Here is a 25,214-nt window from a genome sequence, read left to right as displayed (position 1 = left end):
GCCGGGAGGCCACGGACCAGCGTCGTGGTCCGCAAGCCATGGGATGACGGACTTAGGGCCCAGTCTGTCGGACGTTCGGCCCAGGGGCGCAACGCCCCGCGGGCCGCCCGGCTTCCCGTCGTCCGGGACTTTAGTGAGAGATTTCACTTGCTCCGCTCAGCCCTCGAGGCTGCGCAGGACCTGCTCCAGCCGCGCCGTCGCGCGGCGCAGCTCGCCCTCGGCGTCCACGCCCTCGTCGTGCGCCTCGAGCGCGAGGGCGAGGAGGCGGTCGCCGAACCCCGCGCCACCGGTCGCCGCGGCCAGCGCCGCCGGCACGTCCAGGCCGGCCCGCCCGGCGCGGGCCGCGACCTTCTGCGCGCGGGCGAGCGCCGGCAGCGCCCCTGGGACCCCGTCGAGCGCGGAGTCGCGGTGCTTCTCAGCCTTCTTGATGGCGTCCCACTGGGCGTGCAGCCGCTCGGCCGGGGTGTCGGCGCCGGCGAACACGTGGGGGTGGCGGTGAACCAGCTTGGCGACCAGGTCGCGCGCGACGTCGTCCACGTCGAACGGGTCGGCCGCGTCCTCGGCGGCGATCCGCGCGTGGAACACGACCTGGAGCAGCACGTCGCCCAGCTCCTCGCGCAGCCCGGCGCGGTCGCCCTCGTCGACGGCCTCCGCGAGCTCGTGGACCTCCTCGAGGAGGTACGGGACCAGCGAGGCGTGCGTCTGCTCCGCGTCCCACGGGCAGCCGCCCGGCGAGCGCAGCCGGTCCATCACCGCGACGAGCGCGCGGAAGGGGTCGACGGGCTCGTCGGGCGTCGTCACACCGAGGTCACTTCTGCGCGACGACCCAGCTCGGGGCCGCCGCAGCGCCCAGCTGTCCCTGGTCCCACGTGCCGAAGCGCGGGTTGACCGTCACCGCGAGCTTGCCGAGGCGCGTGGTGTAGTCCTGCGCGAGCGTGGCGTCCGTCGTGTCAGCGGCGAGCTTGGCGTTGGCCGCCTGGTGCAGGCCGACCTCCAGGGTCGCGGGCGAGTAGCTGGCCGGCGGAGTCAGCTTGGCGCTCGTGAAGAACGCGTCGAGCGTCGACCTCGCGTCGGCGTCCGAGACCCCCTGGCCGTGGTCGGCCGCGAGCTGCACCAGCATCGGCTCCTCGATGAGGATGTTGAGCACCTGCGTCGCGCTGACGTCCCCGAGCGCCGGCTTGAGGTCGTCGACCACGCTGACGACGTCGGACGTGCGGATGGTGCGACCGTCGACGACCGCCGCGGCGCCCGGCCGGGAGGAGCAGCCGGCCAGCAGGCCGGCCAGCGTCAGCGTCACCGCGGCCGCCCCGACGATCCTGCGGCGAGCCGTCGCGTGCTGGGTCACTCTCGTCCTCCTTGCCGGTGGGGTTCGCGGCACATCGTAGGCCGCGTGCCTCAGTGGACGGCGACCCGGGCCGCCGCCGCGACGTCGCCCGCCAGCACCGCGTCCACCAGCTGGCGGGCCCATGCCAGCAGGGGCGCGCCGGACAGCGGGGTGCCGCCGACGCGGGCCGTCGTCGGGAACGGGACGAGGACCGTGCGGACCGCCGGCTTGAGCACCGCGCCCGGGTAGAGGCGCTTGAGGCGCAGCTGCGCCGACTCCGGCAGCTGCACCGGCGCGAAGCGCACGAACTTGCCCTGCGCGGTCACGTCGGTGAGGCCGACCGCGCGGGCACGCTGCCGGAAGGAGGCCACGTCGAACAGGGCGTCCACCGCGGGCGGCACCAGGCCGTAGCGGTCGACGAGCTCGGCGCGGACGCGCTCCAGCCCGGCCTCGTCGACCGCCGCCGCGATCTTGCGGTACGCCTCCAGGCGCAGCCGCTCGGTGGCGATGTACGTGATCGGGATGTGCGCGTCCACCGGCAGCTCGACCGTGACGTCCGGCGTCTCCTCGGTGGTCTCGCCGCGGAACTCCGCGACGGCCTCTCCCACCATCCGCACGTAGAGGTCGAAGCCGACGCCCTCGATGTGCCCCGACTGCTCGCCGCCGAGCAGGTTGCCGGCGCCGCGGATCTCCAGGTCCTTGAGCGCCACCTGCATGCCGGCACCCAGGTCGGTGTGCGCGGCGATGGTCGCGAGCCGGTCGTGGGCCGTCTCGGTCAGCGGGACCTCGGGCGGGTAGAGGAAGTACGAGTACGCGCGCTCGCGGCCCCGGCCGACGCGCCCGCGCAGCTGGTGCAGCTGCGACAGCCCCAGCAGGTCGGCCCGCTCGAGGATCAGCGTGTTGGCGTTGGAGATGTCGAGGCCGGTCTCGACGATCGTCGTGCAGACCAGCACGTCGAACCGCTTCTCCCAGAAGTCGACGATGACGCGCTCGAGCTGGTGCTCGTGCATCTTGCCGTGCGCCACGGCGATGCGGGCCTCCGGCACCAGCTCCTGGATTCGCTGCGCGGCCCGCTCGATCGACTCCACCCGGTTGTGGATGTAGAACACCTGACCCTCACGGAGCAGCTCGCGGCGCACCGCGGCGGTGATCTGCTGCTCGTCGTAGGCACCGACGAACGTCAGCACCGGGTGCCGCTCCTCCGGCGGCGTCGCCAGGGTCGACATCTCGCGGATGCCGGTCACCGCCATCTCGAGCGTGCGCGGGATCGGTGTGGCGGACATCGCGAGCACGTCGACGTTCGTGCGCAGCGCCTTGAGCGTCTCCTTGTGCTCGACGCCGAACCGCTGCTCCTCGTCGACGATGACGAGCCCTAGGTCCTTGAACCGCACCTCGCCCGTGATGAGGCGGTGCGTGCCGATCACCACGTCGACCGTGCCGTCGGCCAGCCCCTCGACCACCTTCTTCGCCTCGGCGTCGGTCTGGAACCGGGACAGCGCCTTCACCGTGACCGGGTAGGGCGCGTACCGCTCCGCGAACGTCTCGAGGTGCTGCTGCACCAGCAGCGTGGTGGGGACCAGCACGGCGACCTGCTTGCCGTCCTGCACCGCCTTGAACGCCGCGCGCACGGCGATCTCGGTCTTGCCGTAGCCGACGTCGCCGCAGATCAGCCGGTCCATGGGGATCGGCTCCTCCATGTCCGCCTTGACCTCGTCGATCGTCGCGAGCTGGTCGGGCGTCTCGACGTAGGCGAACGCGTCCTCCAGCTCACGCTGCCAGGGGGTGTCGGGACCGAACGCGTAGCCCGCCGTCGCCATCCGGGCGCTGTAGAGGCGGATGAGCTCGCCGGCGATCTCGCGGACCGCCTTGCGCGCCCGCCCCTTCGTCTTCGCCCAGTCGCCGCCGCCCATCCGGTTGAGGGTGGGCGCCTCGCCGCCGACGTACTTCGTCACCTGGTCGAGCTGGTCCGTGGGGACGTAGAGGCGGTCGCCCGGCTGGCCCCGCTTCGCCGACGCGTACTCGATGACGAGGTACTCGCGGGTGGCGGCCGTCGCGCCGGAGCCGACCGTGCGGCTGGCGAGCTCGACGAACCGGCCGACGCCGTGCTGCTCGTGGACCACGAAGTCGCCCGTGCGCAGCTGCAACGGGTCGACGACGTTGCGCCGCCGGCTCGGCATCCGGCGCATGTCACGCGTCGACGTGCCGGCGCGGCCCGTGAGGTCGGACTCGGAGAACACGGCCAGCCGCAGCTCGTCGGACGCGAACCCGGGGCCGGCCGGCGCCGGCACGACGAGGACGACACCCGCCTCCGGCTCGTCGTGGATCCCGGGCTCCAGCCGCGCGGGGACGTCGGCGGCGCGCAGCTGCTCCACCATGCGCTGGGCCGGGCCGTGGCCCTCGGTGGTGAGCACCATGCGCCAGCCGTCGCGCTGGTGGGCCTTGAGGTCGGCCACGGCCTGGGCGAGGTCGCCGTGGTAGTGGACCACCTCGCGGGCGCGCACGACGAGCGAGGCGGCGCCCGCGTCGACCGCGACCGGCTCGTCCTCGTCGTCGCCCCCGAACCCGAAGGGTGACAGGGTCCACCAGCCCAGCGACCGGACGGAGGCCAGCGCACGGACCTCGGCGAAGCTGGCGAAGCTCGCCGCCGACAGGTCCAGCGGCACCGCGCCGCCCGCCGCCGCGCCCGTCCAGGCGGCCTGGAGGAACTCGGCCGACGTCGCGACGAGGTCGTGCGCGCGCCGGCGCACCCGCTCGGGGTCGGCGACGACGAGCAGCGCCTCGTCGGCCACCAGGTCGAGCACCGGGACCATGCGCTCGACCAGCGCGGGGGCGAGCGACTCCATCCCCTCGACGGCGATCCCCTGGGCGAGCCGCTCCAGCATGTCGCGCGCGCCGGGGAGCCGGTCCGCCAGGTGCTTGGCGCGGTCCCGGACCGCGGGCGTCAGCAGGATCTCGCGGCAGGGCGGCGCCCAGACCCCGCGGTCGGCGACCTCGAGGCTGCGCTGGTCCGCGACGGAGAACCAGCGGACCTCCTCGACCTCGTCGCCCCACAGCTCCACGCGCAGCGGGTGGTCCTCCGTGGGCGGGAACACGTCGAGGATGCCGCCGCGGACGGCGAACTCGCCGCGCCGCTCCACCATGTCGGTCCGGGTGTACGCGGCGTCGACCAGCGCCTGCTCCACCTGCTCGAGGTCGACGCGGTCGCCGACGTGCAGGCTCACCGGCTCCAGCTCGCCGAGGCCGGCGACCACCGGCTGGAGCAGCGCCCGGACGGGGACGACGAGCACCCGGATCCACCCGGCGGGACCGGGCTCGTCGGCCGGGTGGGCCAGCCGCCGGAACACCGCCAGCCGCCGGGCGACGGTGTCGGCCCGCGGGCTGAGGCGCTCGTGCGGCAGGGTCTCCCAGGACGGCAGCACGGCGACGTCGTCGTCCGCCAGGTAGCAGCGCAGCGCCGCGGCCAGCTCGTCGGCGTCGCGGCCGGTGGCGGTGACGACGACGAGCGGGCGCGCGTCCTTCGTCGTCCGCCCGCCGCCGTCGCCCGCGCGGGCGCCCGCCATCGCGGCGAGCAGGGGCGCGCGGACCCCGGCGGGCGCGACGACGTCGAGCTCGCCGCGGGCGCGCACGTGCGCGAGGGCCCCGGCGATCGCCGGGTCGTCGACGAGGGTGGGCAGCAGGCCGGTGAGGTTCATGGGTCCTCGGGGGTGGAGCGGGCAGCACGAAGATCCCGGAATCCGTGGGACCCGGGGTGTGCCGCCAGTCTACGAGCGGGCGCCGACACCGGCGGGGCGGGCATCCTCGCGCGGGACGCTGCGCCGGGGCGCGTCGAGCAGCGGCCGGCACGCCAGCACCCACGCGACGGCGACGAGCGTCGGGCCCGCGGTCTCCGCCGCGGTGTGCCACGCCGCGACCACCACGCCGACGCCCGTCGCGAGGACGGCGGCGGCCGCGACCACGGCCGCCCGCCGCCGCCACCGCGTGGTCGTCGCGAGCACCACGGCGAACCCGGTCGCGACGACCAGCGCCATGTGCCCGCTGAGCACGGGCGCGCCGATGCCCACCAGGCCGTGCTTGACCGCCTCGACCAGGCCGTTCGCCCCGACGAGCACGCCCGCCGCCACGACCGCCTCACGCCACCTGCGCCGCCGCGCCAACCAGACGAGCGCCCCGGCGGCGACCAGGAGCAGGAACGGGATGGTGATCCGGCCCAGGCCGCCGCGCAGCAGCCGCACCCAGAGGTCGTGGTGCGGCGCGAACGACGCGACGCGGCCCAGCGCGACGGCTCGCCGGTCGGTGCCGGCCGCCGCGCTGGCGACGAGCAGAGCGGCGCCGGCCGCGCAGGCGGCCGCCGCACCCAGCCAGGGGAGCGTCCCCCTCCACCCCGTGGCGCGCAACGTTCACCCCGCGATCGCATGCCGGCCGATGTCCGATTCGTCCATGATGAACGGTGTGTCCCGATCGTGGCACCGGGACTCCATCACGGGGGCGGTGGCATGCGCGACGTGGCGGTGCTGGGCTCGACGGAGGCGACGGTCGGCCATGGTGCGCTCCTGGCGCTCCTCGGCCTCGACGCCGATCCCGGCTCGGCCGCCGTCATCGCTGACGGCGTCACCACCACCCGGGGCCGGCTCGCCGCGCTCTCGGAGGAGCTGGCGGCCGAGATCGCGGAGCGGGTGCAGCCCGGTCACCGTGTCGGCCTCGTCGACGGCGGCGCCGTCCGGGACGTCGCGCTCGTCCTCGGCGCCCTGCGTGCGGGACGCCCGGTCGCCATGCTGCCGGTCCACGGGCCCGACGACCCGGCGCTCGACGAGCTGGCGGGCGAGGCGCGCTGCGACCTCGTCGCGCTCGGCGGCAACCTGCGCGCCACCGGCGCCGGGCCGGCGGATCCCGACGACCCGTACGACGCGCGCGTCGGGACGTCCCTCGGCGGGTCCGCCGAGGCCGTGCTCCTCTACACCTCCGGCACCACGAGCCGACCTCGCGGCGTGAGGCTCTCGGCGGCGAACGTGGCCTCCAACCTCACGGCGATGCTGCGGAGCACCGAGCCGTGGACACCCGCCGACCGGCTCGGCCAGGTGCTGTCGCTCACGCACTCCTTCGGCCTGTCCATGGTCCTGCTGGCGCTGGCGCGCCGGGTCCCCGTGGTGCTGACGCCGTGCGGCCCACCCACCCGCACGCTCATGGCGACGCTCGACGAGCACGAGGTGACGCTGCTGGCGTGCGTGCCCTACTTCCTCCGGCTGAGCCGACGGCGGGGGCTCGTGCTCGGGCGCGACGGCGCCCGCCGGCTCCGGATCCTCTACCTCGCCGGCGGAGGCATCCACGACGACGAGCTCGACGAGGTGCTCCCGGGCTACCCCGGCGCCACGTACCTCATGTACGGCTTCACCGAGGGCACGGCCCGGGTCGCGGTGCGACGGCGCGGCGACGGGGCCCCGGCCGACTCGGTCGGGCTGCCCCTGCCCGGCACGCACGTGGACGTCGTCGACGAGCTCGGGGCGCCGCTGCCGCTGGGAGAGGTCGGCCGGATCCGGGTGTCGTCGCCGGGGCTGATGATCGGCTACCTCGGGCAGCCGCCCCGCGACCCGGCCGCGCCGCACACCACGACCGACCTCGGCCGGCTCGGCCCGGCCGGCGACCTCTTCGTCACCGGGCGCGAGGCGGAGATGCACAACTTCCGCGGCAACCGCGTCTCGCTCGTCGCCGTCGAGGCGCGGGTCGCCGAGGTGCCCGGCGTCCTCGAGGCACGGGTCCAGCCGGACACCGCCGAGGAGGACTCCGCGTGCGTGCTTCGCCTCGTGCTGGCGCCCGGCGCCGACGCCGGCCCGGCACGCCGGCTCGCCCTGGCCGCCGTGGAGCCCCGCGGGCTCGTCCGCGACGTGCAGGTCGTCGACCACCTCGAGACCACCCGCTCGGGCAAGGCGGTCCGGCGCCCGGCGTGGCCCGCCGCCACGTCGTGAGTCAGAGCGTCGCGCCGGTCGCCGGCGTGCGGTCGCCGCGGCCGGCCGCCACGTCGACCAGGCGCTGCACGAACAGGGCCGCCGCCCGCTGCGACAGCTCCGTGCCGGGGTGCGAGTCGCGCTCCCCGACGGCCCACGCGGCCGGCAGGTAGAGGTCGTCGGGTGCCGCGATCGCGCGGTAGTCCCAGAGGAACACGTTGTCGCCCGGCTGGTCCCACTCCTCCCGGACCCAGGAGGCGAACTGCCGCGCCAGCTCCGCCGTGGCAGGGTCGGTGTCGGTCGCCACCTTCGGCGGCAGCGTCCAGACGACGAACCTCGTCCCGGGGAACCGGTGCATGGCGTCGCGCAGCGCGAGGTACTGGAGCCGGTAGTTCGCCGGGGTGCGGACCGGGGACGTGACGTCCGGGCGGCCGTCGTCGGGCACCATGTCACCGGCGAGGAAGCAGTCCTTCCAGACGATGACGTCGTAGGCGCCGACCAGGTCCTCGAGGGTGGCCTGCCCCTGCACCCGGCGGTCCCCCGAGTGGTTCACCCAGGCGTTCCAGTAGTCGTAGGGGTTGTTGTCCCACGGGTAGGGCCGGTGCGGGAATGCCCGCTCCACCACCTGCAGGTCGGTGCCCTCGGCCGCGTTTCGCCGCTCGACGAGCCGGGGCACCCCGCCGTCCCACACGGCCAGCCCCGTGCTGTGGTGCAGGTACAGCACCGTGGTCGCCGCCGGGTCCAGGCCGTCCGGCACCATCGCCGGCTGCCGGTCCGCGAGGCGGTGGTACGCACGGGCCGCGAACGGCCGCCCGAAGGTCAGCACGGCGACGAGGCCGAGCACCACGACCACGGCACCCGCCACGAGCACCCCGCGCGGCCTCACCGGTGCTCCCCCGGGATCGTCGTCATGAGGTAGTCCGCGTACCGGGCACGCCGCGCGTACAGGCCGTAGAACCGGGCGACGTCCTCCGCCGCCATCCCGACGAGCCCCGCGGCCACGGCGGCCGGCACGCCGTCGTGGTAGGCCAGCCACAACGCGTCCCCCGTCTCCACCGACGTGCCGTAGAAGTAGTCCTCCTGGCTCTGCGGCGCGCTGAAGGTGTCCGTCGTCGGCGGCCGACGGCGGACCTCCTCGGGCACGCCGAGGTGCTCCGCGAGGTCGTACACCTGGGACTTGAGCAGGAACCGCAGCGGGAACACGTCCCCGCAGCCGTCGCCGTGCTTGACGAAGAAGCCCTGGTCGATCTCCAGCCGGTTGGACGTGCCGACGACGAGCAGGTTGCGCTCGTCGGCCAGCCGGTACGTCGCCAGCATCCGCACGCGCTGCTTCTGGTTGGTCGCCGCCATGATCGTGAGGAAGTCGCGCCCGCCCAGGCGGTGCCTCGTGGTCACCCCGGCCCGGACGACGGTCAGCACGAACGACTGCAGCCGCTCGGCCTCGCCCGTGGCCGGCACGAACTCCACCGAGAACGCGTCGCCGGCGTCCGGGTCGAAGCCCGGCGCGAGCCGCCGGACCACCGCGAGCCGGTCCGCGTAGCAGCCCAGCGCCTCGAGCGCCCCCGAGATGTCCCGGACCACGAAGCCGGCGCCGAACGCCCGAGCCGTCAGGGCGCCCAGCTCGGCGGAGACCGGCTCGGACTCCCGGTCGGGCAGCGCGATCGCCGTGGTGCGCGCCGGCCCGAGCGCCCGGGCGGCGAGCCCGAGGCACACGGCCGAGTCGATGCCGCCGCTCACCGCGACCACGGCACCGAGGCGGCCGAACCGGCGCGCCGCGTCCCGGATGCCCTCGACGAGCCCCGCGGCCGTGGCCGCCACGTCGGTGAGATGGACGTCGAGCGTGGTCATACGGCCTCCAGGTGGGTGTCGACGCCGCAGGCGTCCGCGAGGACCTGGGTGGAGAGCACCCAGAGGAGGGCGAGGTCGTCGTAGTAGCTGGTCCGGCCTCGGCGCAGCTTCGCGACCAGCCAGGCGACCCGGCTCGCGTCGAACAGGCCGTGCCGGGTCAGGGCGGCCGGCGACACGAACGCGTCCAGCAGCGCGTCACCGGCCCGGGACCGGAACACCTCGCCCTCCGGCGCGGTGTAGGGCTGCTTGACGCGGCCGCGGATCTCGTCGGGCACCACGCCGGCGGTGGCGACCTTGAGCACCACCTTCTCCTCGAGGCCCGCGAGCTTGGCCCGCAGCGGCAGCGTCAGCGCGAAGTCGGCGACGTCCTCGTCGAGGAACGGGTACCGGGCCTCGATGCTGTGCGCCATGTAGGGCCGGTCGCACTGCGACGCGAGCAGGGCGCTGGGCAGGAAGTACGTCACCTCGAGGTACTGCGCCTGCTCGACGACGTCCCAGGCCCGGTATCGCGCGGGCAGCCGCTCCCGCACACCCGCCAGCACGTCCTCAGGCTGGATGGCGGACCGCCAGTCCGGCGCCAGGTACTGCAGCAGCCGGGCGGAGGAGCGCCACCGGTTCTGGTGCGAGAACACGGGGTCGGACCGCTCGTCGAGCCCCTGCTCGTAGAAGGCCCGCTCGACGGCGCGGCCCATGCCGCGCTGCTGCGCCAGCGCCTCCTCGAGCAGCCGCGGCCACCGGGGGTCGGCGGGGTCGCGGCTCCAGGCGTCGCGGATCCAGGCGACCTTGAACAGGTCGTACCCGCAGAACAGCTCGTCGGCGCCCTCGCCCGAGAGCACCGCCCGCGTGCCGTTCGCCTCGATGCGCGCCGCCAGGCCGATCGACGCCGCCGGCGCCGTGCGCACCAGGGGCATCCCGGCATGCTCGACGGCGTGCACCAGCGCGGCGGCGACGGTCTCGTCGTCCGCCACCACGGCGTGGTGCCTCGTGCCGAACGCCCGCACGGCGGCGCGCTGGAACGGCGACTCGTCCAGCGCCGCGCTCGCGAACTCGATCGAGTAGGAGTCCACCGGGTCGTCGCCGACCTCGCGGCGCAGCAGCCCGGTGACGGCGCTGGAGTCGAGGCCGCCGGACAGCAGCACTGCCGGGACGCCGTACGCCGGCACGCGCCGGGCGACCGCCCCGGACAGCAGGTCGACCAGGCGCGCCGCCTGGTCGTCGAGCGTGCCCGCGTCACGCTCGGCGGCGAAGTCGAACGACCAGTAGGAACGCTCGTCGGCCAGCGCGCCACGGGCCAGGACGAACCCGCCCGGCGGCACGGAGCGGACGCCCGCGTAGACGGAGCGCCCGGGGTGCAGCCCCCAGAGCACCCCCGTGTCCACGACGTCGCGCACCACCAGCGGCGTGTCGAGCCCGGCCGCCCGCAGCGCGGCTACCTCGGAGGCGAACGCGACGCCGTCGTCGCCTGCCGCCCAGTGCAGGGGGACGATGCCGAACCTGTCGCGGGCCAGCAGCAGCGTCCGCTCGAGGCCGTCCCAGAACGCGACCGCGAACTGGCCCCGCAGCCGCGGCAGCGCGTCGACGCCCCAGCGGACCAGCGCGTGCAGCAGCACCTCGGTGTCGCCGGTCGTGCGGAACGCCACGCCGGCTCGCTCGAGCTCGGCGCGCAGCTCCCGGTAGTTGTAGATCTCGCCGTTGAAGGCCAGCGCGTACCGGTCGGAGGGATCGGCCATCGGCTGCCGGGAGGTGGGCCGGTCCACCAGGGCGAGCCGGGCGGTGCCCAGGCACCCGGCCCCGGCCTGGACCACGCGCTGCTCGTCGGGCCCTCGATGGGCGAGCGCGGCGAGCATCGCCTCGACGCGGGGGCGGTCCGTCGGCCGCGGCGCCGAGGCCGTCAGGCCGGCGATCCCGCACATGAGGTCACCGTCAGCGGTGCTCCGCGATGAAGGAGACGACGGCGTCCACCGAGGCGAAGGTCGAGCGGACCTCCTCCGTCTCGTGCAGCGGACGCCCGATCTCCTCCTCGATGAACACCGCGACCTCGGCGATGCCGAGCGAGTCGAGCACCTGGTCGACGAGGGGCGCGCCGTCGACCAGCTCGTCGTCCGTCAGCGGGACGAGCTGGCCGACGATGAGGCCACGCAGGTCGGCCCGTACCTCGTCGAGCGACTTCATGCCGGTTCCTCCGAGCTCTCGTGCAGGCGCAGGACGCGGGGCGGCGCGGCGATGACGCTCGAGTCGGGCGGAACGTCGCGGGCCAGGACCACGCGCGGGCCGACGGTGCTGCGGTCGCCGACGTGCACCGCCCCGAGCAGGACGCAGCCGGCGCCGAGGCGGACGTGGGCACCGACGCGGGGCGCCTCGTAGTACGCCCCGGGCTTGCCCTCCTCCCAGCGGACCCCGATGACGACGCCCTGGTAGACGAGGCAGTCGTCGCCGACCTGCGTCCGCGGCACCATGGCGACGCCGTGCTGGTGGAAGAACCGCACCCGGCGGCCCAGCGTGACGGTGTGATCGATCTCGAAGCCGAGGACGTTGCGCGCGCAGACGAAGGCCACGCGGTACGCGAGGCCGCCGAGGGCCCGCATCGCCGCCGACCGCTGCGGCGCGTGGACCCACTGGCCGAAGCGGTAGATGGTGATCATCTGCGTCACGGGGGCCGCGGGGCTCCGGCCGTTCACCGACCAGTCCTCGCGGAGGATCGCGCGGAGCCCGGCGAACGTGGACATGTCCCAGCCGGTCGGCGGAGTGATGCCCGTCGCCGCCCGCTCGCCCACGTCGCTGAGCACGCCGTCCCCCCTTGGACGAATGGTGCACATGGGTCATCCGACGAGCGGGAGCATAGTGACGCCGCCAGGCCGCGGCAGGCCGGGACGGGGCGAAATGCGGTGATGGGCCGGGTGGATTCGGAACCGTCGGTCTAGCCTGCGGCTGGAGCATCGAGGGGGGTCGTCGTGCGGCACGTCGTGGTGGTGGGGGCGGGGATCGTCGGGCTGGCGACCGCCGCACGTCTCGTGCGCCAGGGCGAGCGTGTCACCGTGCTGGAGAAAGAGGCCGGCCCGGCCCGGCACCAGACGGGACGCAACTCGGGCGTCATCCACTCCGGCCTCTACTACGCGCCCGGGAGCCTCAAGGCGCGGATGGCGGCCGCCGGTCAGCGCAGCATGACGGTCTTCGCCCGCGAGCGCGGTGTCGACGTCCAGATCACGGGCAAGCTCGTCGTCGCGACGACCGCGGAGCAGGTGCCGCAGCTGCACCGGCTCGCCGACCGCGCGGCGGCCAACGGGGTGTCGGCGACGCTCGTCGGACCGCAGGCGGCCCGCGACCACGAGCCGCATGCCCGCTGCGTCGAGGCGCTCTGGGTCGAGACCACCGGGATCGTCGACTACCCGGGGGTGTGCCGCGCCCTCGCCGCCGACGTCGAGGCGGGCGGCGGTGAGGTGCGGTACGGCACGGCGGTGACGGCCGGTCACGAGGGGCCTGGGTCCGTCCGGGTCGTCACCTCCGGGGAGGAGATCGCAGCCGACCTCGTCGTCGCGTGCGCCGGCCTGCACGCCGACCGTGTCGCGCGAGCCTTCGGCGTCACGCCGTCGGCGCGGATCGTCCCGTTCCGCGGCGAGTACTTCGAGCTGTCCCCTGCGGCGTCCGCACTGGTCAACGGGCTGATCTACCCCGTGCCGGACCCACGGTTCCCCTTCCTGGGCGTGCACCTGACGAAGGCGCTGCACGGCGGTGTGCACGCGGGACCGAACGCTGTCTTCGCGACGGCCCGGGAGGGCTACCGGTGGCGCGACGTCTCGGTGCGCGACCTCGCCGACTCCCTGTCGTGGCCCGGGCTGTGGCGGCTCGCGGCGCGCAACGCCGGGCCCGGCCTGCGCGAGATGGTGCGGTCGCTCTCGCGGCGGGCGTTCGCCGCCAGCCTCGCCGAGCTGGTGCCCGGGATCGGGCCCGACGACCTGGTCCCGGCCCCCTCGGGCGTGCGCGCCCAGGCGCTGGAGCGCAGCGGCACCCTCGCCGACGACTTCCTCGTCCAGCGGACGGCGCGGCAGGTGCACGTGCTCAACGCGCCGTCGCCGGCAGCCACTGCCGCGTTGGAGATCGCCGAGCACATCGTCGGGCTGCTGGCCACGGCCTGAGCGTGCGGGAACCACCCGCTGCGGACGGGTGAAACCACGGTCCCGCCGGTCTCGGCGGCCGAAGACGTGGGTAGCGTAGGCGGGGCCGGCCTGTCCCATTTGTGCCGTCTTGTCCCGCGCCGACACCTCCCGCCCGCCCCGCTCCGAAGGTGCCCATGACCCGCCGCACACCGTCGCTCCGCATCGTGGCGATCACGTGCGGCGCCGTGGTGGCGCTCGGGGTCGCCGCCGTCGTCGGGATCACCGCCTGGGCGAACGGCACGACGCCGGCCACGGCCGGCCACCCGGCCGGCACGACGAGCGGCGCGGCGATGTCCGGGCTCCCGAACGTCACGCGCGGAGCGGCCGGCGGCGCGTCCACCGGCTCCGCCGGGAGCGGGTCCACCCCATCACCGGGCGCGGTCTCCGCGCCGGGCGCCGCCGCCACGTCGGCCCCGACGAAAGCGAGCGAGCTGTCGCCGGGGACGCCGCAGACCCTGGCGACGCAGCCCCCGCCGAGCCCACGACCGACCACCCCGTCGCTGACCGGGCCGCTGCCGGCCACCGCGTCCGCGCAGGGCGAGCGGCTCGTCGCCGGCTTCCCGTCGCAGGTGATCCCCGTTCTCGCCGGCATCCAGGTGGTGGCGAGCTCCGTCTCGGGCCAGGGCGACCGGCTGCAGGTCGGCCTCGAGGCGAGCAGCACCGCCGATCCGGCGACCGTCACCTCGCGGTACGTGCAGTCCTTCCGCGACGCCGGCTTCGCCGTCGCCCCGTCGCCGGCGATCTCCGGCAGCACCGCCACCCAGTTCGTGCGCGGCGTCGACGGGGCGGTGCTGACCGTCACCGGACGCGTGGGCGGGGGCACCGAGCTGACGATCGCCGCGACCCTGACCACCACGGGCTGACCGGATGGCCCTCGAGACCCACGACCTGCCCGCCGCGGCCAGGGGCGCCCGGCCGACCGGCGGCACCCGCCCGCGCACCGCGGCCAAGGTCTCGTCCGTCGTCGTGACCCTGGGCGTCGTCAGCCTGCTGACCGACGTCTCGTCCGAGGCGGTGTCCGCGGTGCTGCCGCTGTACATCACCGCCGCCCTCGGCATGACGACCCTGGCGTTCGGCTTCGTCAACGGCCTCATGCAGGGGGCCACCGCGATCGTGCGCGTGCTCGGCGGGTGGGCCGCCGACCGCGGCGACCACCCGAAGTGGGTCGCCACCGTCGGCTATGGGCTGTCGATGGTCACGCGCGTGATCCTCTTCCTGGTGTCCGGCTTCGCGGGCATCGCGACGGCCGTGACGCTGGATCGCGTCGGCAAGGGCATCCGCACGGCACCGCGCGACGCGATGATCACCGCATCGTCGGACCCCCGGACCATCGGCCGCTCGTTCGGCGTGCACCGCACGCTCGACACGATCGGTGCCGCCGTCGGCCCGCTCCTCGCCTTCGTGGTGCTGTGGTGGCTGCCGCAGGGCTACTCGACCGTGTTCGTCGTCTCCTTCGGCTTCGCCGTCGTCGGCTTCGCCGTGCTGGTGCTCCTCGTCCCCGACGTGCGCCCGCGCAACCTCGGGTGGCTGCTCAAGCACCGCACGCGCGTCGAGCGGGGGCTCCCCAAGTGCAAGGGCTGCACGTGCGACCTGCCGGGCGGGCTGGAGGCGGCGGGCCGGCCGTTCCGGTGGAGCATGGTCGCGGCCCCGGAGCTGCGGCGGGTGATGATCGCCGCCGCCGTGCTCTCGCTCCTGACGGTCGGCGACGGCTTCGTCTACCTCTCGCTGCAGGCGCGCGACGGCTTCGCGACGCAGTGGTTCCCCCTGCTGTACGTCGGCACCAACGTCGCATACATGGCGCTGGCCACGCCGGTGGGACGCCTCGCCGACCGGGTGGGCCGGGGACGCGTCTTCGTCGTCGGCCACCTCGGGCTCGTCGGCGCCTACGCCGTGGCCGGACTGCTCGGCGGCACGGCCTCTACGTTCGTCTCGCTCGCGCTGCTGGGCGTGTTCTACGCGGCCACTGACGGCGTCCTCGCGGCCCTGACGGGGCGCGTCGCCGCCCCGAACGTCCGGGCCACCGCGATCGGCACCGCGCAGACGGTGCAGGCGGTGGCGCAGATGGTGGCGTCCGCCGGGTTCGGCGCGCTGTGGTTCGCGGTGGGCCGCCGGCCTGCCATCCTCGCCGTGGCCGCCGTCCTGGCGGTCGCCGTCGGCGTCTGCTGGCTGATCGTCCGCCCGCTCGACGCCTCGAGCCGTGTCCAGGACAGGGTGGCAGCGTGAACCGGATCCCTCGGCGGGTCGTCGTCCTGGTCGCGGTCGTCGTCGTGGTCGTCCTCGGCGTCGGCGCCTACGCGGTGCAGGCCGTGCGCCGCCACCAGCAGGCCCTGGCCGCCGCACCCACCGTGGCGTCGACCGCGCTCGCGGGGGTGCTCGCCGGGCCGCACATCGTGTTCCGCAGCACGCTGCCCGGACCGCAGTACGGCCTGGTCGCCGCCGTGCCGATCGCTGACCCCGCCGGCGCCCGGGCCTTCACGCCCCTCGCGTGCGACCGCGTCGACGTCGCCGGCAGCTTCGCCTCGTGCCTGCGCACGGTGCCCGGCGTGGCGACGACGTTCGAGACGGACATCTACGACGTCTCCACGTGGCAGCGCACGCAGACGTGGCCGCTGCCCGGCATCCCCAGCCGCACCCGGCTGTCCGACGACGGGACGCTGGTCGGGACCACGGCGTTCGTCACCGGCGACTCCTACGCCACGATCGGCTTCTCGACGCGGACCGAGATCCACACCACGGCGGACGGCAGCAGCCGCGGCAACCTCGAGAACTGGCGCCTGACGGTGGACGGGCAGCCCTTCACGGCCTCCGACCGCAACCTCTGGGGCGTCACCTTCGTCGACGACGACACGATCTTCGCCACGGCGGCGTCGCACGCCGCCGGCAAGACCTGGCTCATGACGGGCTCGATCTCGGGCCAGTCCCTGACATCCGTCGCGGACAACGCCGAGTGCCCCTCGGTGTCCCCCGACAGGTCGAAGGTCGCCTACAAGAAGGTCGTCGAGACGGTCAACGGGCAACCGGTGTGGGCCGTGGCGGTCCGCGACATCGCCGCCGGCACCGAGACCCTCATCCCCGCGACCAAGGGGCTCGACGACCAGGTCGAGTGGCTCGACGGCTCGACGCTGCTGTACGGGCTGCCGCGCGCCGGCCAGGCCGGGACCACCGACGTGTACTCCGTCGGCATCACGGCGGACGCGCAGCCGGTTCTCTTCATCCCCGGGGCGTGGTCCCCTTCAGTGGTGCGGTGATGGGCGACGCCCGCGGCACGCCGCGCTGCCTCGTCTACGCGCCGTACTCCTTCAGCGGTCGGGGGCCGGCGGAGAGCTGCGCCCAGATCGCCGCCGGCATGCCGGCGGGGGGTGTCGTGCCCGAGATCCACCTCGGCCGGTGCCGCTCCCCGCTGCCGCCCGGTGTGCGGGCCCGCACACCCTTGCCGGTGGTCGGGCAGAGGGTGCCGTGGCGCTACGCCGAGCGGCCGGCGCTGCGACTGCTCGAGGGTCAGTTCCGGCGCGCCCTCGATCGGGCCGACCCCGCCACCACCGTCGCCTGGTTCTGGCCCGGGAGCCCCCTCGACGCCGTCGCGTACGCCCGGCGCCGCGGCATCGTCACCGTGCGGGAGATGATCAACTCCGCCCTGGCCACCTCCGGTCCGATCCTCGACGCGGCCTACGCTCGCGCCGGCCTGCCGCCGACCCACGGCGTCACCGGCAGGGCGATCGCCGACGAGACGGCGGAGCTTCACCTCTACGACTACGTCTTCGCCTCCAACCCCGAGGTGGAACGGTCCCTGGCGGCGGTGGGCATCCCGACGGAGCGGATCCTCCCGACCACCTTCGGCTGGGCACCGTCCCGGTTCGGCGGTGACGAGGCGATCCCCCGCACGTCCTTCCGGGCGGTGTTCGTGGGTCGCATCGGCATCCGCAAGGGAGTGCCCGACCTGCTCCGCGCCTGGGAGTCGGCGGGTGTCGACGGGGAACTGCTGCTGGTGGGCACGGTCGACCCCGAGATCGCGGACCTGGTGGCCGAGCACGTGGCCACCGGCCGGGTACGGCTGCACGGCTACGCCGCCAACCCGGCGGCCGTCTACCGCGGCTCCGACGTCTTCGTCTTCCCCACGCTGGAGGAGGGCGGTCCCCAGGTGACGTACGAGGCCGCCGGCTGCGGGCTCCCCGTGGTGACGACACCGATGGGAGCTGCCCGGCTCGTCGAGCACGGACGGACCGGGCTCGTCGTCCCGCCCGCCGATCCGCGCGCCCTCGCCGGTGCGATCCGGGCGCTCGCCGATGACGCCGCCGCGCGCCGCGCCTACGGCAACGCGGCCCGTGTGGCTGCCGACGCGTTCGCCTACGAGCTCGTCGGGGCACGCCGCGGGACGCAGCTCCAGCGGATCCTTCGGAGCCGGGCCGGCGTTTGACCGACTAACAGCCGCGGCGCGTCATGTCTCGTCGGACCGCGCGGGCCGCGCCGAGCCATGCGCAGCTGCCGTCGGAACCAGCCGCACGGACTCGGGCGACGACGTCCCTGCCCGCGAGGCCCGAACGCGGCGCCTCTCGAGTTCGACCGCGGCGGTCACGGCCGCCGCGACCGCCAGCACCCAGATCATGGCGAGAGCGCGGCTCCGGCTGCCCGGGAAGTAGAAGACGTTCGGCGGGTTGGGAACCACGGTCGCCGTGATGCGGTCGACCTGGGCGACGCCCTGCTGTATGTCGGCGAGCTCGCTGTCGATGCGCGCCAGCAGTTCCGTTTGGCGCTCCCGAACGTCCGCCTCTGTCGGACCACTCACCTGCACGTCGAGGACCTGGCGTGCGTAGTACCGGGTCCACTGACCGCCGTAATCGGGCACGCGGACGGCCCAGCCGTCGTACACGCCCTCGCCGAGGATCGTTGCCGCCGGGTCGGAGAGCTTGTTCCAGGTGAGGTTGCCGTTGATGTGCTTGGCGACCAGGCTGGCCGTGACCACGAGATCGGTCGACTGGGTCGTGAGTGCGTTCGGGTTCGTCGTGCTCGACGGGGCAAGGAAGGTCACTTCTGCGCGGGACCAGTAGACGCCCGGCTTCTCCTTGACTCCGTAGCTCGCGCCGAGCGCGAGGAGCGCCACCGGGAGCACGACGTACCAGCGCCGCACCAGCGCCTGCAGCACGTCCCAGATGCCCATCGCGACCTCCCGCACCGATCGTCCCATCCGGATAGCGCCCGATCCCCGTCCAGACGGGTGGAAAGGGTGACGAAACGGGCGAATTCCGGTGGTCTCGGGCAACTGGTGTTGAACGGGCGGATAGCCTGCTGCTGCGTCGCCGATCGGCGTCGGGGACCGAAGGGCCTCAGCGCCTCCGGATCTGGCAGGGAGCCATGGACTTCACGGCCGTCATCGCGTCGCTCCTGCGGCGTTGGTACCTCGCGCTCGGCGGGCTGCTCGTGACCGCCGGTCTCGTCGCTGCAGCGCTGTATCTCGTGCCCCCGACGTACAGCGCAACCGCCAGCGTCGTGCTGTTGCCGTCACAACAGTCCCTGCAGGCCGGCGCCAACCCGCTCCTTCAGCTCGGGGGCCTCGACCAGCCGACGTCGCTCGCCGTGGCGTACCTCGGCGGAAGCGACCTTCACCGACGCTTCGGCGAGATGTACCCAGGTGCGACGTACACCGCCACCGTGGACACGCTCGGTCGCGGACCCCTCGTCGATTTCACCGTCGACGCCCCGACAGCCGACGGGGCGCTTACGGCCTTGCAGGGCGCGCTCGCGATGCTGCCTCAGGCGCTGAACACTCTCCAGGACGGTGTGGACGCGCCAGCCGCGTCACGCGTTCGCTCGGCGCCGCTGAGCGTGGACACGCATGCCACCAAGGTGAAGGGCACGACGATGCGCGTCGCGATTCTCGCCGCAGGCGTCGGATTGGCCCTGACTCTCATCGGAGCGGTTGCGTTCGACAGCTTGATAGCGCGCCGATCAGCCCGCCGGTCGAAGGGCACAGACGAGCCGCAGGGGGATGGTGAGGTTCGCGACACTCTCCCGATCACCCTCAGGCCAGCGCCTCGTCAAGCCGGCGAGGCCGCCCCAGGCTTCCCGCCCGACTGGGCCGGGCGGCCCGCCGCCCCTCACCGGTAGGCCAGCCTCGTGTCGGCGCCGCACTCGGATGTCGCACGTCAGGTGGGGGTCGTCGCCCTGCTCACGGTCTACGTCATCTTGCTGCTCGGCATCCCCACCCGGCTCGTCTTCGCCCCTCTCGGGAGCGCGGGGGCGCCATCGTTGGTCTTTGGGCTGTTCTGCGCGTTCGCATGGTTCCTCGCCCAGCTCTGGCGCACGACGAATGAACCAGGCGCGCGCCGACCCATACGGTTCGCGTTGGCGTGCTTCCTCGTCTGCGTAGGCATCAGCTTCACCCTGGCGATGACCAGGCCCATCGAACCGGACGAAATCAGCCAGGCGGACGTTGCGCTCATCACCTGCCTGTCGATGGCTGGCGTGCTCCTGGTGGCCCATGACGGCCTGGTACACCTGCGCGACATCGACACGATCCTCCGGCGCTTCAGCATGGCGGGCGGCCTCATGGCCACGTTGGGGCTGGCCCAGTACGTCACGAAGCAGCTGATCGTCGACCGCCTCTCCATCCCAGGACTGCGGGCGAACGGCGTTGCGGACGTTGCGTTCCGCAACGGCCTGGTCCGCATCTCCGGCACCGCCACCAGCCCGATCGAGCTCGGCGCGCTGCTGACCATGCTCTTCCCCATCGCGCTCCACTGCGCGCTGCACCAGCGAGACATCGGCCGGTTCCGCCGGTGGTTTCCCGTCCTGACGGTCTTCGCAGCTCTTGCGCTCTCGGGCTCGCGTTCGGCGTACGTCGCCATCGCGATCGTCTTCGTCGTGCTGATGATCGGGTGGCCGAACAGGCTCCGCTGGACCGCAGGTCCCCTCGCGATCGTCGGCGCGATCCTCATGGGCCTGCTGCTGCCGCCGCTGTACCGGTCCGTTCGCAGCATGTTCGTCACGGCGCAGGACGACCCGAGCATCGCCTCCCGCACCGACAGCTACGCGCTGGCGAGTCAGTTCTTCGCGCGCTGGCCTGTGTTCGGTCGCGGGCTCGGCACCTTCCTGCCCAAGTACCGCATCTTCGACAACGAGTACCTCGGACTGCTGGTCAGCGTCGGGATCGTCGGTACCGCCGCATTCGCCGGGATCCTCGTGACGGCGATCGTGCTGCTGTTCCGGCGCCGGCGCTTCTGGGCTGACGAGCGGTCGCGAGACCGAGCGCTCGCCCTGGCTGCGAGCATCGCCGCGGGCTCGGCGTCCATCGCGTTCTTTGACGGCTTCGGGTTCCCGATGACGATGGGGACGCTGTTCCTCCTGCTGGGGATCGCGGGGGCCTACGTCAACCAGCGAGGTCGCAGCCCGGTTCCCGAGGAATCCTGGGGCCGTGTCGCTGCAGCCCTGCCCGCGCGGACCGTTGAGACGAGCGTCGGCCCGACAGTCCCTGCGCAGCGCAGCCCGTCGCTGGCGAACGACACCCTCAGCCCCGGGGCCCCCGCGACCTGACGAACGCCTCGAGCGCTCCCGGGGTGCCGAGGTCGACGTAGGGCCGGCCCCACGCGTCGCTCGCCGCCGGCGGCGCGGGCTCGGGCACCGGGGACCGCCGTGCGAAGAGCCCGTCGTACACGCCGACGTAGCGAGCACGCTGCGGACGCCAGTCGAGCTCGTCCTCCACACGCCTCCGCGCCGCGAGCGAGAGGGCCACCCGTCGCTCAGGGTCGTCCAGGAGGGCCTCCACCGCGTCCGCGAGCGCGCCGACGTCCCCCGAGCGCACGAACACCCCCGTGTCCCCCGCCGAGTACTGCGACTCCACCAGGTCGAACGAGACGGCCGGCACGGCGTAGGCCATGTACTCCATCGTCTTGTTCATGGTCGACACGTCGTTCAGGGGCGTCTTGCGATCCGGACCCAGGCCGAGGCTCGCCGCGGACAGCTGCTCGCCGATCTCGCGCGGCCCCACGCGGCCGGTGAAGGTCGCGACCTCGTCCAGACCCATCGCGGTGCACCGCGCCCGCAGCACCTCGAGGGTGTCGCCGAACCCCATGAGGACGGCCCGCACATCGGTCCGACCGCGGCGGTGCACCAGCTCGTCCATCACCTCGAGGACGACGTGCACGTCGTCCTGCGGCCCCATGATCCCGAGGTAGGCCAGGACGTGGCGCTCCGCCGGCGGGACGACGATCGGGCGCATCCGGCTCGTGTCCGGGCCGCTGCGCACCACCTCCGTGTGTGCCCGCGGCACGCCGCCGCGCTCGAGCGCTACCCGCCGGTACGACTCGTTGGTCGAGATGACCCGGTCCGCCGTCCGGAACGTCCGGCGCTCGAGCCACAGCAGCCCGCGGTACTGCAGCCGGGCCGCTGCCGACCGCGGCTCGCCGAACCGCGAACGGAACAGCTCCGGGTTGAGGTCGTGGTGGTCGAAGACGAACCGCACGCCCGCCACCCGCCAGAGCAGCGCGAGCAGCCAGTAGGTGTCGGGTGGGTTGCACGCCTGGATGACGTCGAAGCCGCGCTCGCGGCGCACGACGAGCGAGAGCGCAGCCGTCCGGAGCCACGAGTAGACGAACTCGACCACGAAGCCCAGCACTCCGCGCGCCTCGGGCGCCGGCCGGTACCGGTAGATCGCGACCCCGTCGAGCAGCTCGCGCGACGAGTCCTCCGGTCCGCGCGGGCAGATGACGGAGACCCGGTACCCGGCCGCCGTCAGCGCCTGGCACTCCAGCCAGACCCTCCGGTCGAGGGGCACCGGAAGGTTCTGCACGATGATGAGGACCCGCGGCGGGCGCGCCATCCTCAGCCCTTGGCCGCGACCGACTGCTGGACGTACTGCGCCAGCGAGCCGACGGTCTCGAAGACCTCGCCGGTGATGTCCTCGTCGTCGATGGCGATCCCGAACCGAGCCTCGAGCTGCGTGACGAGCTCGAGGACGGCGAGCGAGTCGAGCTCGGGCATCGCGCCGAAGAGCGGCGTCGCGGCGGTGAGCGTCGCCGCACGGTCCTCGATGCCCAAGGTGCGGACGATGACGGCCGTGACGTCGGCGAGGATCGCCGGATCCAGAGCCATGAGGTGCCTCCCGTGTCAGACGAGGGCTTCCGCGGGCTGCGGATGCCCGAGGAACGCCGTGGGGCTGGCCGTCAGGCCGTAGGCCCCGGCCTGGAACAGCACGAGGAGATCGCCGACGTCCGCGCGGGGCAGGTCGACGTCGTCGCCGAGGAGGTCGAGCGGCGTGCACAGGCAGCCGACGACCGTCGCCCGCTCGTCGGCCGGGGCACCCATCCGCGAGCCCACGGCGATCGGGTAGTTCCGCCGGATCACCTGGCCGAAGTTGCCGGACGCCGCGAGCTGGTGGTGCATGCCGCCGTCGACGACGAGGTAGGTGCGACCCCGCGACACCTTCCGGTCGACGACCCGCGTGACGTACACACCGGCCTCCCCGACGAGGTAGCGGCCGAGCTCGACGACGACCTCGGCGCCGGGAAGCTCGGGGTCGAGGCGTTCGGCGACAAGCCCGGCGAGGTGCCCACCCACGGCCTCCACGTCGAGCGGGGAGTCCTTCTCGAAGTAGGGGATGCCGAAGCCGCCCCCGAGGTTGACGTAGCGCACGGGCGTCGGCGTGTGGCGGGCGAGGGACAGCACGAGGTCGACGGTGCGGGTCTCGGCCTCGCGCAGGATGTCGGCGCTGAGGTTCTGCGACCCCGCGAAGACGTGGAAACCCTCGACCTCGACCCCCGCCGCGGCCAGCCACCCGAGCAGCTCGGGCACCGCCTCCGCGTCGACGCCGAACTGCTGCGGCCCGCCGCCCATCCGCATCCCGGACCCCTTGACCTGGAAGTCCGGGTTGACGCGCACGGCCACCCGCGGCCCGATGCCGATCCTCTCTCCGGCCGCCACGAGGCGCCGCGCCTCACCCGCCGACTCGACCTCGACGAGCACGCCGGCGGCGACGGCGCGGGTCAGCTCGTCGTCCGTCTTGCCCGGGCCGGCGAAGCTGATCCGCGCGGCTGGCATCGGGGTGTCCAGCGCCGTCTGCATCTCGCCGGAGGACGCGACGTCGAGCGCGTCGACGAGGCCGGCCAGGTGCTGCACCACCGCCGGCATCGGGTTGGCCTTGACGGCGTACTTCAGGGCGATCCGCCCGCCGAGCGCCGCGCGCACGCGGTCGACGCGGCGCGTGATCGCGTCGCGGTCGTAGGCGAAGAACGGCGTCGAGCCGACCCGCGCGGCAAGGCGGTCCAGGGGCACCCCGCCGACGACGAGCTGCCCGCCGGCGACCGGGAACGCGGGCACCGCGCCGGCGCCGCTCACGTGGCCAGCTCCGCCCGCAGCGACGCCCGGTCGAACTTGCCGTTCGGCGACCGCGGGATCTCGTCGCGGGTGACCACCGTGGCCGGCAGCATGTAGACGGGCACCTGGTGCTTCATCGCGCCGAGCAGCGCCTCGACGTCCAGGCCGTCGCCCGACGTGGGGCTGGCCACGAGCAGGATCCGCTGACCCAGCCGGGCGTCCGGCACGCCGAGGGCCACCGCGTCGCGCACCATGCCGGTGGCGTAGGCCGCCTCCTCGATCTCCGCCGGGCTGACCCGGTAGCCCGAGGTCTTGATCATCTCGTCGTGGCGGCCGACGAAGTAGAGGAAGCCCTCCTCGTCCGCGACCACCGTGTCCCCGGACCACACCGCCATCTCAGGCACGCGCCACGCGTCGTAGGGACCGGGCACGGGGCGGAAGCGCTCCGCGGTCCGCTCCGGGTCGCCCCAGTAGCCCTGCGCCACCAGCGCGCCCCGGTGCACGAGCTCGCCCTCCTCGCCCGGCGCGCAGCGGGTGCCGTCCGGCCGGAGCACGAGGATCTCCGCGTTGGGGATCGCCTTGCCGATGGAGTCCGGCCGCCGGTCGACCTCCGCGGGGTCGAGGTACGTGGAGCGGAAGGCCTCGGTCAGCCCGTACATCAGGTAGGGCAGCGCCGTGGGGAACAGCCCGCGCAGCTTGTCGAGCAGCGCCTTCGGCATCCGGCCGCCGGTGTTCGCGAAGTAGCGCAGGCGCGCGGTCGCCTCGGGAGGCCACGCCACGTCGGCGATCTGGATCCACAGCGGCGGCACGCACGTCAGTCCGGTGACGCCGTGCTGGGCGCACATCCGCGGCACGTCACGCGGCAGCAGGTAGTTCATGAGCACGACGTGCGCGCCGACGGCGAAGGCCGTGGTCATCTGGCTCAGGCCGGCATCGAAGCTCAGCGGCAGCACGGCCAGGAAGACGTCGTCGCGCGTGTTGTGCAGGTACTCGCTGACGCTCTCCGCGCCCACCAGCAGGTTGCGGTGCGACAGCACGACGCCCTTCGGCTTGCCGGTGCTGCCCGAGGTGTAGAGCACGGCGGCGATGTCGGCGTCGATGCCCTGCGACACCCGGGGACCGTCGGTGACCGGGGCAGGCCAGCCGTGGACCTGCCACGCGCCGGTGGCGGGGGCGGAGGGCGACTCCTCGACGAGCAGGACGTGCCGCAGGTCGGGGCACGCGGCGAGCTCCTCGCGCAGGATCTCCAGCCGATCCGCCGAGGTCACCAGGACGTTGACGCCGCAGTCACGCAGGATGTAGGCCACCTGCTGCGGCCGCAGCAGCGGGTTGACGGGGACGAAGGCGCCCCCGGCCGCGGAGGTGCCGACGATGGCCGCGACCGTCTCGATCCGCTTCTCGAGGAAGACCGCCACCCGGTCCTCGCGCGCCAGGCCCATGCCGCCCAGGGCTCCCGCCACGCCGCGCACCTGCGCCCACAGCTCGGCGTACGTCAGGGTCGTCGACTTGTAGGTGACGGCCGGCCGGTCGCCGTCGGACGTCGCGCGCTCTGCCACCAGCGCGTGCAGGTTCCGCCTCACTCCCGCAGGCTAGCGGGCGATTCGGCGCATATCGGGCGCGTGGGACAAAGTCACCCGACGTTTC

General features: G+C 73.9%; 22 protein-coding genes. 8 read left to right on the top strand and 14 right to left on the bottom strand.

The genetic code is table 11. The features are described from left to right. Positions 1–156 precede the first annotated feature (156 nt). The 4 genes from BGO37_RS01550 to BGO37_RS01535 all read right to left on the bottom strand — a co-directional run bounded on the left by BGO37_RS01550 (position 157) and on the right by BGO37_RS01535 (position 5,718). Positions 157–801: a MazG family protein gene (locus BGO37_RS01550; RefSeq protein WP_291751507.1), complete on the bottom strand. Its 645-nt coding sequence runs from the start codon at positions 799–801 to the stop codon at positions 157–159. A gap of 7 nt (positions 802–808) precedes the next feature. Further along, positions 809–1,345 carry a hypothetical protein gene (locus BGO37_RS01545; RefSeq protein WP_291751505.1) on the bottom strand — a complete coding sequence of 179 codons (537 nt, stop codon included), beginning with the start codon at positions 1,343–1,345 and terminating at the stop codon, positions 809–811. A gap of 50 nt (positions 1,346–1,395) precedes the next feature. Further along, positions 1,396–5,016 (bottom strand): transcription-repair coupling factor, encoded by a 3,621-nt coding sequence (mfd, locus tag BGO37_RS01540; RefSeq protein WP_291751502.1) that lies wholly within the window; start codon positions 5,014–5,016, stop codon positions 1,396–1,398. Positions 5,017–5,085: 69 nt separating this feature from the next. Next, a complete protein-coding gene (locus BGO37_RS01535) occupies positions 5,086–5,718 on the bottom strand; it encodes a hypothetical protein (RefSeq protein WP_291751500.1) in 633 nt (210 codons plus the stop codon). A gap of 99 nt (positions 5,719–5,817) precedes the next feature. On the opposite strand from BGO37_RS01535, the gene BGO37_RS01530 reads away from it, so the two are divergent. Further along, positions 5,818–7,284 carry a class I adenylate-forming enzyme family protein gene (locus BGO37_RS01530; RefSeq protein ID WP_291751497.1) on the top strand — a complete coding sequence of 489 codons (1,467 nt, stop codon included), beginning with the start codon at positions 5,818–5,820 and terminating at the stop codon, positions 7,282–7,284. A 1-nt stretch (position 7,285) separates the two neighbouring features. On the opposite strand, the gene BGO37_RS01525 is transcribed toward BGO37_RS01530, so the two are convergent. From BGO37_RS01525 to BGO37_RS01505, 5 genes are read right to left on the bottom strand one after another with little or no spacing between them, the layout of a single operon-like run. Further along, a complete protein-coding gene (locus BGO37_RS01525) occupies positions 7,286–8,149 on the bottom strand; it encodes a hypothetical protein (RefSeq protein WP_291751494.1) in 864 nt (287 codons plus the stop codon). Next, on the bottom strand, positions 8,146–9,111 hold the full coding sequence (gene nadE, locus BGO37_RS01520) for an NAD(+) synthase (protein WP_291751493.1): 966 nt from the start codon (positions 9,109–9,111) through the stop codon (positions 8,146–8,148). The genes BGO37_RS01525 and nadE overlap by 4 nt, the downstream gene beginning before the upstream one ends. Beyond that, positions 9,108–11,024, bottom strand: coding sequence for an asparagine synthase (glutamine-hydrolyzing) (asnB, locus tag BGO37_RS01515; RefSeq protein ID WP_291751492.1), 1,917 nt, complete (start codon positions 11,022–11,024; stop codon positions 9,108–9,110). Before asnB ends, nadE begins: the two co-directional genes overlap by 4 nt. A gap of 10 nt (positions 11,025–11,034) precedes the next feature. Then, positions 11,035–11,283, bottom strand: a complete 249-nt coding sequence (locus tag BGO37_RS01510; protein WP_291751491.1) for a hypothetical protein — start codon at positions 11,281–11,283, stop codon at positions 11,035–11,037. Next, positions 11,280–11,897, bottom strand: a complete 618-nt coding sequence (locus BGO37_RS01505) for a hypothetical protein (RefSeq protein ID WP_291751489.1) — start codon at positions 11,895–11,897, stop codon at positions 11,280–11,282. The genes BGO37_RS01510 and BGO37_RS01505 overlap by 4 nt, the downstream gene beginning before the upstream one ends. Positions 11,898–12,062: 165 nt before the next feature. On the opposite strand from BGO37_RS01505, the gene lhgO reads away from it, so the two are divergent. The 5 genes from lhgO (at position 12,063) to BGO37_RS01480 (ending at position 17,679) form a co-directional block, all read left to right on the top strand. Then, on the top strand, positions 12,063–13,244 hold the full coding sequence (gene lhgO, locus BGO37_RS01500) for an L-2-hydroxyglutarate oxidase (RefSeq protein ID WP_291751487.1): 1,182 nt from the start codon (positions 12,063–12,065) through the stop codon (positions 13,242–13,244). Positions 13,245–13,399: 155 nt separating this feature from the next. After that, complete coding sequence (locus BGO37_RS01495; protein ID WP_291751485.1) at positions 13,400–14,128, top strand: hypothetical protein; 729 nt, start codon at positions 13,400–13,402, stop codon at positions 14,126–14,128. Positions 14,129–14,132: 4 nt separating this feature from the next. After that, entirely contained in the window at positions 14,133–15,488 is a 1,356-nt protein-coding gene (locus BGO37_RS01490; RefSeq protein WP_291751483.1) for an MFS transporter, read from the top strand. After that, positions 15,485–16,513, top strand: a complete 1,029-nt coding sequence (locus BGO37_RS01485; RefSeq protein WP_291751481.1) for a hypothetical protein — start codon at positions 15,485–15,487, stop codon at positions 16,511–16,513. The genes BGO37_RS01490 and BGO37_RS01485 overlap by 4 nt, the downstream gene beginning before the upstream one ends. Beyond that, positions 16,513–17,679 (top strand): glycosyltransferase, encoded by a 1,167-nt coding sequence (locus BGO37_RS01480; RefSeq protein WP_291751478.1) that lies wholly within the window; start codon positions 16,513–16,515, stop codon positions 17,677–17,679. Before BGO37_RS01485 ends, BGO37_RS01480 begins: the two co-directional genes overlap by 1 nt. 21 nt (positions 17,680–17,700) lie before the next feature. Here BGO37_RS01480 and BGO37_RS01475 read toward each other — a convergent pair whose 3' ends face one another. Further along, complete coding sequence (locus BGO37_RS01475) at positions 17,701–18,420, bottom strand: hypothetical protein (protein WP_291751475.1); 720 nt, start codon at positions 18,418–18,420, stop codon at positions 17,701–17,703. A gap of 194 nt (positions 18,421–18,614) precedes the next feature. On the opposite strand from BGO37_RS01475, the gene BGO37_RS01470 reads away from it, so the two are divergent. Together BGO37_RS01470 and BGO37_RS01465 are read left to right on the top strand one after the other, a co-directional pair. Then, a complete protein-coding gene (locus BGO37_RS01470; RefSeq protein ID WP_291751472.1) occupies positions 18,615–19,367 on the top strand; it encodes a hypothetical protein in 753 nt (250 codons plus the stop codon). Between the two features lie 9 nt (positions 19,368–19,376). Continuing rightward, the gene (locus BGO37_RS01465) at positions 19,377–20,792 is read left to right on the top strand and encodes an O-antigen ligase family protein (protein WP_291751470.1); all 1,416 of its coding nucleotides are present in this window, start codon (positions 19,377–19,379) and stop codon (positions 20,790–20,792) included. On the opposite strand, the gene BGO37_RS01460 is transcribed toward BGO37_RS01465, so the two are convergent. From BGO37_RS01460 to BGO37_RS01445, 4 genes are read right to left on the bottom strand one after another with little or no spacing between them, the layout of a single operon-like run. After that, positions 20,767–22,077 carry a glycosyltransferase family 4 protein gene (locus BGO37_RS01460; protein WP_291751467.1) on the bottom strand — a complete coding sequence of 437 codons (1,311 nt, stop codon included), beginning with the start codon at positions 22,075–22,077 and terminating at the stop codon, positions 20,767–20,769. The two genes, BGO37_RS01465 and BGO37_RS01460, sit on opposite strands and share 26 nt — an antisense overlap. Before the next feature lie 2 nt (positions 22,078–22,079). Beyond that, complete coding sequence (locus BGO37_RS01455) at positions 22,080–22,349, bottom strand: acyl carrier protein (RefSeq protein ID WP_291751464.1); 270 nt, start codon at positions 22,347–22,349, stop codon at positions 22,080–22,082. Positions 22,350–22,364: 15 nt separating this feature from the next. Then, the gene (locus BGO37_RS01450; protein WP_291751462.1) at positions 22,365–23,591 is read right to left on the bottom strand and encodes a pyridoxal-dependent decarboxylase, exosortase A system-associated; all 1,227 of its coding nucleotides are present in this window, start codon (positions 23,589–23,591) and stop codon (positions 22,365–22,367) included. Then, a complete protein-coding gene (locus BGO37_RS01445; RefSeq protein ID WP_291751461.1) occupies positions 23,588–25,150 on the bottom strand; it encodes an acyl-CoA ligase (AMP-forming), exosortase A system-associated in 1,563 nt (520 codons plus the stop codon). Before BGO37_RS01445 ends, BGO37_RS01450 begins: the two co-directional genes overlap by 4 nt. Positions 25,151–25,214 lie beyond the last annotated feature (64 nt).

The sequence above is a fragment of the Cellulomonas sp. 73-92 genome (assembly GCF_001898175.1).
Lineage (GTDB): Bacteria > Actinomycetota > Actinomycetes > Actinomycetales > Cellulomonadaceae > Cellulomonas.
Note: the sequence above shows the minus strand (reverse complement) of the source record. Positions and strands in the feature narration are given on the sequence as shown.